Raw genomic sequence first — 5,689 nt, 5'->3', positions numbered from 1 at the left:
CTCGCCGGCTGCGGAGGCGGCCTTGATGACCCTGGCGGCCCGGTCGGCCGACTCGGCGAACCGTCCCTGAAGGGAGGCCAGCCACGCCATCTCTGCCGATGCCAGCAACGAGCTGCGCCGGTCCCCGGCCTCGTCGAACAGCGCTATCGCCTCGAGGCACCGGTCCTCCGCCTCGGCGAGCTCCCCGACGCCCCAGCTCAAAAAGCTCGCCAGCCGGAACTTGACTGCGGCCCTGCGGGCCGGGTCGTCCGACCGGTCCAGGACCCGGTCGATCTGGCGCGTGGCCTCCAGGCCGAGGGCGGCGTGGGCGTCCGCCCGGTGGTCCAGGACCCAATCCGCCTGCCAGCTAAGCGCGTCGACGACGTCCAGCCACCGAGGGTCGCCCGCCGGAAGCAGCTCAACCAGGGCGTTCAGAATCGTCAACGCCTCCTGGTACGCCTCCCGCTCCTCGGCCTGCCGCACTGCGTTCTGCAGCGCCTCGACCGCCTCGTCGTCCCCAATCCCGGCCGAGCGCACGAAGTGGGGGGCGGCGGCCCCCAGCCTCCCGGCTGCGAGCAGGGCCCGCCCGACCAGACGGTGCACCGAACGCCGGCGGGCCGGCCCGATGCTTTCGAAGATGACCTCCCGGATGAGAGGGTGTGCGATCTCGTAGGTGAGGCTTCTCCCCCGCTCCTCGTCCACCACCAGACGAGACCGCACAAGCTTGTGAAGCAGGACCTCCAGCCGGTCCGCCGGGCGTCCGGCAAGCCGGATCAGCTCGTCGAACTCCACCCGCTGGCCGACCACAGCCATCACCTCGAGCGTGGAGATCGCCGCTTCGTCCAGGCCCTCGAGCTGGGTCTTGACCACGCCGGCGAGCGCATCCGGCAACGATCGAAGGTGGGGAGAGTCCAGGTCGGCCCCCTGCTCGACGAGGGCCTGCAGCAACGAAAGGGCGTACATCGCGTTGCCGCGGGACTGCTCCACCAACCAATCGGTCAGGGCACCGGACGGGGGCGATCCGAGGAACGACTCGGCCAGCTCGCCGACGGCCTGCGGTTGCAGGGGCGGCACCGGGAGCCGGAGAAGGATCCGATCCTTTTCCAGCCATGCCAGCACCTCCCTTGCAATCGCAAGGCCGTCGAGCTCAGCTGCCCTGGCTGATGCGATCACCAAAATCGGAGCGTGGTACAGGTTTCGCGCAAAATAGTGGAGGGTCTCCCAGGACGAGGCGTCCGCCAGATGCACGTCGTCCAGGACGATCTGCACCGGGGCCTTGCCGCTGATATTGCCGAGGAGCGCCGCCAGCCCCTGGAGCAGCCGGAGCCTGGGAGGCTCGGACTCCGGAACCGATCCCCGCACCGCCGCGACCGTCCGGAGCAGTGAAGAAAGATCGTCCAGGAAGCCGCCGCACAGGCGGGTGACCTCCTCGGGCGGCAGTCCCCGCAGGTAGCCTTCGAACGCTTCGGCCCACAGGCCCATCGGCGCCGTCTCACCCAGCGGGTACGCCCGGGCGACCAGCGTCACGCTGGTGCGGGTCCCGCGGGCGAGCGTCTCGGCCGCCAGCCGGCTCTTGCCGACGCCGGGGTCGCCGGAGAGGACCACACACCTGAAATTGCCCTCGGCCGAGGCTCTGCGGACCGCTTCCAGCTCGGACTGCAGCAATGCTCTGCCGACAAGCTTCGTCTTTCGCAGCATGCCTTGAGTCTTCGGAAGGTACGGGTCCGAAATCTCCCTTCGAAGAACAATAGGCATCTGCTTGCGGCTGAGCAACACGGCGGAATCGCCGTTTTCACGGCTCATGACGCGAAGCGGAACGCTCCGCGGACCGCCCTGGGCCGTCCCAGGGTGAAAACCATCTGAAACTCGGGGACCTCGACCCTGGCCTCCTCGCCCGAGCCGATCCACCCCCGCCTCCACGGCGCAGCCGATCCGGCGGGGTGGGAATCCGGGATCCGGCGGCCCGTAGCCTGGACCTTCAACCTGTCCGGAACCGACAGCGAGCTCTTCGACTCCTCCAGACGGTAGTTGATGGGCACCTGATAAAAGCCGATCTGCTCACCGGCAAGTGCCGCCAGGCGGGCGAGCGGTCCGCCCATCCTTCCCTGGAAGGCATCCAGGATCCACCGGACCACCTCGGGCCGGGCGTCCTCGTCCACGAGTATCAAACGGCGGGCCTTCGAGACATCCCCCGGCTCTCTGGTGGTGATCGTTATCAGGGCCGTGTCCGACACCCCGGTGCCCGATATCTCGCCTTTGTCTATCAGCCAGGCGGTGACGGAGGAGGATCCGACCTCCCCACCAGGCCCTTCGTACCAGAAAGGGACTCCCTTGTAGACGTCCAGCACCGAACCCTCCAGGTCGTAGTCCCCGGGACTCATACTCGCTGGACCTTTGCCGAGGGCGCCGGAGCGGCCATTCGAGCCAGCTTGATTGTCGACGGTGCGACCTTTCGTTCCACGGAGCGAACGGACTCGAGCAGGTTGTTCAGCTTGCCGGTGTCCTCGAAGAGGTGAAGCACGTATGCCAGAAGCCCGGTGATAGGCCAGAGGATGAATGCGCTGGAACCGGGAAACGCCCCGGCCAGGCTCGGAGTGGTCACCAGCACGAGAGACGCGCCGATGATGACGTAGAACACGTACCGCAACCCCTTTTCAACCAGATACCGCATAGCTGCACCTCCCGAAAACCGAACAACTTGTTTCTAGAAGGAAGCTACCGGTGGGGCCTACTGAGGTCATCCGTGGCATTGCGGATTTGGCTACGGAGATCCAAAGCGAAAGGTTTGCGTATCGCGCCAACCGTGAAGGTAGAGACCAAAGTTCCGTGAATTACGGACGCCGGCCTCCCCGTTTTCCCAACCTCGGGTATCATCTGCGTCCCCTTTGCGCAACAGAACTTGACAAAGATTTCAATCGAATTCCTGAGGCTTTAGAACATGGCGACACGGTTTAAAGAGGCTACCTTTCCGCCTGCCTTCAAATGGGGCGACGTCAAGGACGCGCCCGAAACCGTCGCCGAGCCCAAGGCTGTCGAGAGCCCGAGTGCCGCTCGCAAGAAGCTGAAGAACCCGCACAGCAGCTCGCTCAGCTACATGCCGGCCCTGGACGGCCTGAGGGCCCTGGCAGTTCTTGCGGTTCTCGCCTACCACGCCGACCTGCCCTGGGCCAGGGCGGGCTTTCTGGGCGTCGACGTCTTCTTCGTCATCAGCGGCTACCTGATCACGGCGCTCATGCTGAGCGAGCACTCTCGCAACGGCCGGATCAGCCTGAGCAGGTTCTGGGGTCGCCGGGCCCTGCGCCTTCTCCCCGGCCTGATGGTGATGCTGGCGGTGGTTGCGGTTGCAGTTCCGATCCTGGCCCCCGACCAGAACGAAAGCCTGAACGGCGACCTCACCGCAGCCCTCACCTACGTCAGCAACTGGTGGATGATCTTCCAGGACAAGCCCTACTTCGAGGCAATCGGCCGCCCGCCGGTTCTGCAGCACCTGTGGAGCTTGGCGGTGGAGGAGCAGTTCTACCTTCTGTGGCCCCTGGTCCTGGCGTTCGGCCTGCGCAACCCGTTGCGTAAGCCCCGCCGCCTGGTGAAGTGGATCCTGCTTGCGGTGGCGGGGTCCGCCGTCGCCATGGCGCTCATGTACTCGCCTGAAGCCGACGCCTCGCGGGTCTACTACGGCACGGACACCCGGCTCGGCACGATCCTGCTCGGCGCCGCGCTGGCCTTCTTATGGAGCCCCGGGCACCGCACCGCAGCGCCCAAGTGGGTCGGCAGCTTTGCCCGCGACGCGGCGGCGCTGGGGTCGCTCGGCGTCATCGGCTGGCTGGTGGTGAACTGGCACGAGTTCGAGCCCCGGCTCTACCGGGGCGGTTTCACCGCGGTCGCCCTGCTCGCCGCCATTGTCGTGGCGGTGGCGTCCCATCCGGGCTTTTTGACCAAAGGCCTGCTGGGCAACCTTCCGATGAGGTGGCTCGGCCAGCGTTCCTACTCGATCTACCTGTGGCACTGGCCGGTGTTCATGGTCACCCGGCCCGACCTCGACGTCAGCCTCAGCGGACTACCCTTGCTTGCTCTGCGAATGGGCCTGACGCTGGCGCTTGCGGTCGCCAGCTACGAGCTGATCGAGAAGCCGATCCGGCACGGCGCACTGGCGCGTGCCTGGAAGCGGATGAAGGAAGGGTTCACCGGCCGCTCGTTCGGCAAAGCGGCCGGCGGTCTGGCATTCCTGATGCTGCCGGTGCTTCTGGTATCTGCGGTGGTCGCCGGAGCCGCCATCCCGCGCAGCGCCCCCAAGCCGCCGGCCGCGGAGGCACTCGCGGCGAAGGACGTCTCCACCGCATCGAGCGCCACCCACCCAGTTGAGGGCCTGGCCGTTACGGAGACCGCTCCTCCGGTGGACCCGGCCGCCGCGGCTCCGCCGCCGGTGGACCCGGCTGCGCCGGTAGTTCCCCCGCCCCCGGTGAAGGTGACCGCCATCGGCGACTCGGTGATGCTCATCGCCAAGGACGCCCTGGCTGCGCGCCTCGCCGGAGGTGTGGTCGACGCCGACATCGGAAGGCAGACCAAAGCGGTTATCGAGACCGCCCAGGGGATGAAGGACCGGGGAGAGCTCGGCGACAGCGTGATCATCCACATGGGCACCAACGGCCTGATCACCATCAAGCAGTTCGACCAACTGATGGAGATCCTGAAGGACGTGCCTCGGGTGTCGATAGTCAACGTCAAGGTCGCCCGGCCCTGGGAGGAGATCAACAACCGGATGTTGTCCGAGAACATCGGCCGCTTCCCCAACGCCAAGCTGGTCGACTGGAAGGGGACGGCTTCGGCCCACCCGGAGGCCTTCTACAAGGACGGCGTCCACCTCCGCCCGAGCGCTGTCGGTATGTACGTGGACCTGCTGAGCGGCAGCGTAAACGGATAGCGGCCGGAGGCGAAGAAGCTCAACCTTCTGACCCCGGTCCTTCGGGTGATAGATTTCGGCCCATGATGTCCGACACCCCGCTCGTCGTCCTCGAAGGTGTCAACAAGAGCTTCGGCGACCTGCAAGCGTTGAAGGACATCAACCTCACCGTCGACAAGGGTGAGGTCGTTGTGGTCATCGGGCCGTCCGGGTCCGGCAAGTCCACCCTCTGCCGGTGCATCAACCGCCTGGAGAAGATCGACTCGGGCCGCATACTCATCGACGGAGTCCCGCTGCCCGAGGAGGGCAAGGACCTCGCTCGCATCCGGGCCGACGTGGGCATGGTGTTCCAGTCGTTCAACCTGTTCGCCCACAAGAACATCCTGAAGAACGTGACCCTCGGGCCGATCAAGGTGCGCGGGCTCTCCAAGTCGGAGGCCGAGGACAAGGCGATGCACCTGCTGAAGCGGGTGGGCATCGCCCAGAAGGCCCAGGCGTACCCGGCCGAGCTCTCCGGAGGCCAGCAGCAGCGGGCGGCCATCGCCCGGGCGCTGGCGATGAGCCCCAAGGTCATGCTGTTCGACGAGCCGACCTCCGCCCTGGACCCCGAGATGATCAAGGAGGTCTTGGACGTCATGGTGGAGCTGGCCACCGAGGGCACGACGATGATCGTAGTAAGCCACGAGATGGGCTTTGCCCGCTCGGCCGCCCAGAGGGTGGTTTTCATGGACGCCGGCCGGATTCTGGAGGTGGCGCCGCCCAACGAGTTCTTTGACGCACCGCAGACCGAAAGAGCGCGAGACTTCCTATCCA

5 protein-coding genes are annotated in these 5,689 nt (G+C 66.3%); 2 read left to right on the top strand and 3 right to left on the bottom strand.

The window, feature by feature from the left end; translation table 11 throughout:
- The 3 genes from VFV09_01685 to VFV09_01675 all read right to left on the bottom strand — a co-directional run.
- Window positions 1–1,677: AAA family ATPase (locus tag VFV09_01685; protein HEU4866415.1), on the bottom strand; the 1,677-nt coding region annotated here is incomplete at its 3' end.
- A gap of 101 nt (window positions 1,678–1,778) precedes the next feature.
- Window positions 1,779–2,360 carry a DUF1326 domain-containing protein gene (locus tag VFV09_01680; GenBank protein ID HEU4866414.1) on the bottom strand — a complete coding sequence of 194 codons (582 nt, stop codon included), beginning with the start codon at window positions 2,358–2,360 and terminating at the stop codon, window positions 1,779–1,781.
- Window positions 2,357–2,650, bottom strand: a complete 294-nt coding sequence (locus VFV09_01675; protein HEU4866413.1) for a hypothetical protein — start codon at window positions 2,648–2,650, stop codon at window positions 2,357–2,359. Before VFV09_01675 ends, VFV09_01680 begins: the two co-directional genes overlap by 4 nt.
- 267 nt (window positions 2,651–2,917) lie before the next feature.
- On the opposite strand from VFV09_01675, the gene VFV09_01670 reads away from it, so the two are divergent.
- Window positions 2,918–4,897, top strand: coding sequence for an acyltransferase family protein (locus tag VFV09_01670; protein ID HEU4866412.1), 1,980 nt, complete (start codon window positions 2,918–2,920; stop codon window positions 4,895–4,897).
- Window positions 4,898–4,962: 65 nt separating this feature from the next.
- Window positions 4,963–5,689, top strand: a 727-nt coding sequence (locus VFV09_01665; protein HEU4866411.1) for an amino acid ABC transporter ATP-binding protein, incomplete at its 3' end; no start/stop codon positions are given.

This window comes from Actinomycetota bacterium (genome assembly GCA_035759705.1).
In the GTDB taxonomy this organism is placed as follows: Bacteria; Actinomycetota; CADDZG01; order JAHWKV01; family JAHWKV01; genus JAJCYE01.
This window is presented reverse-complemented; position numbering and strand designations above follow the sequence as displayed.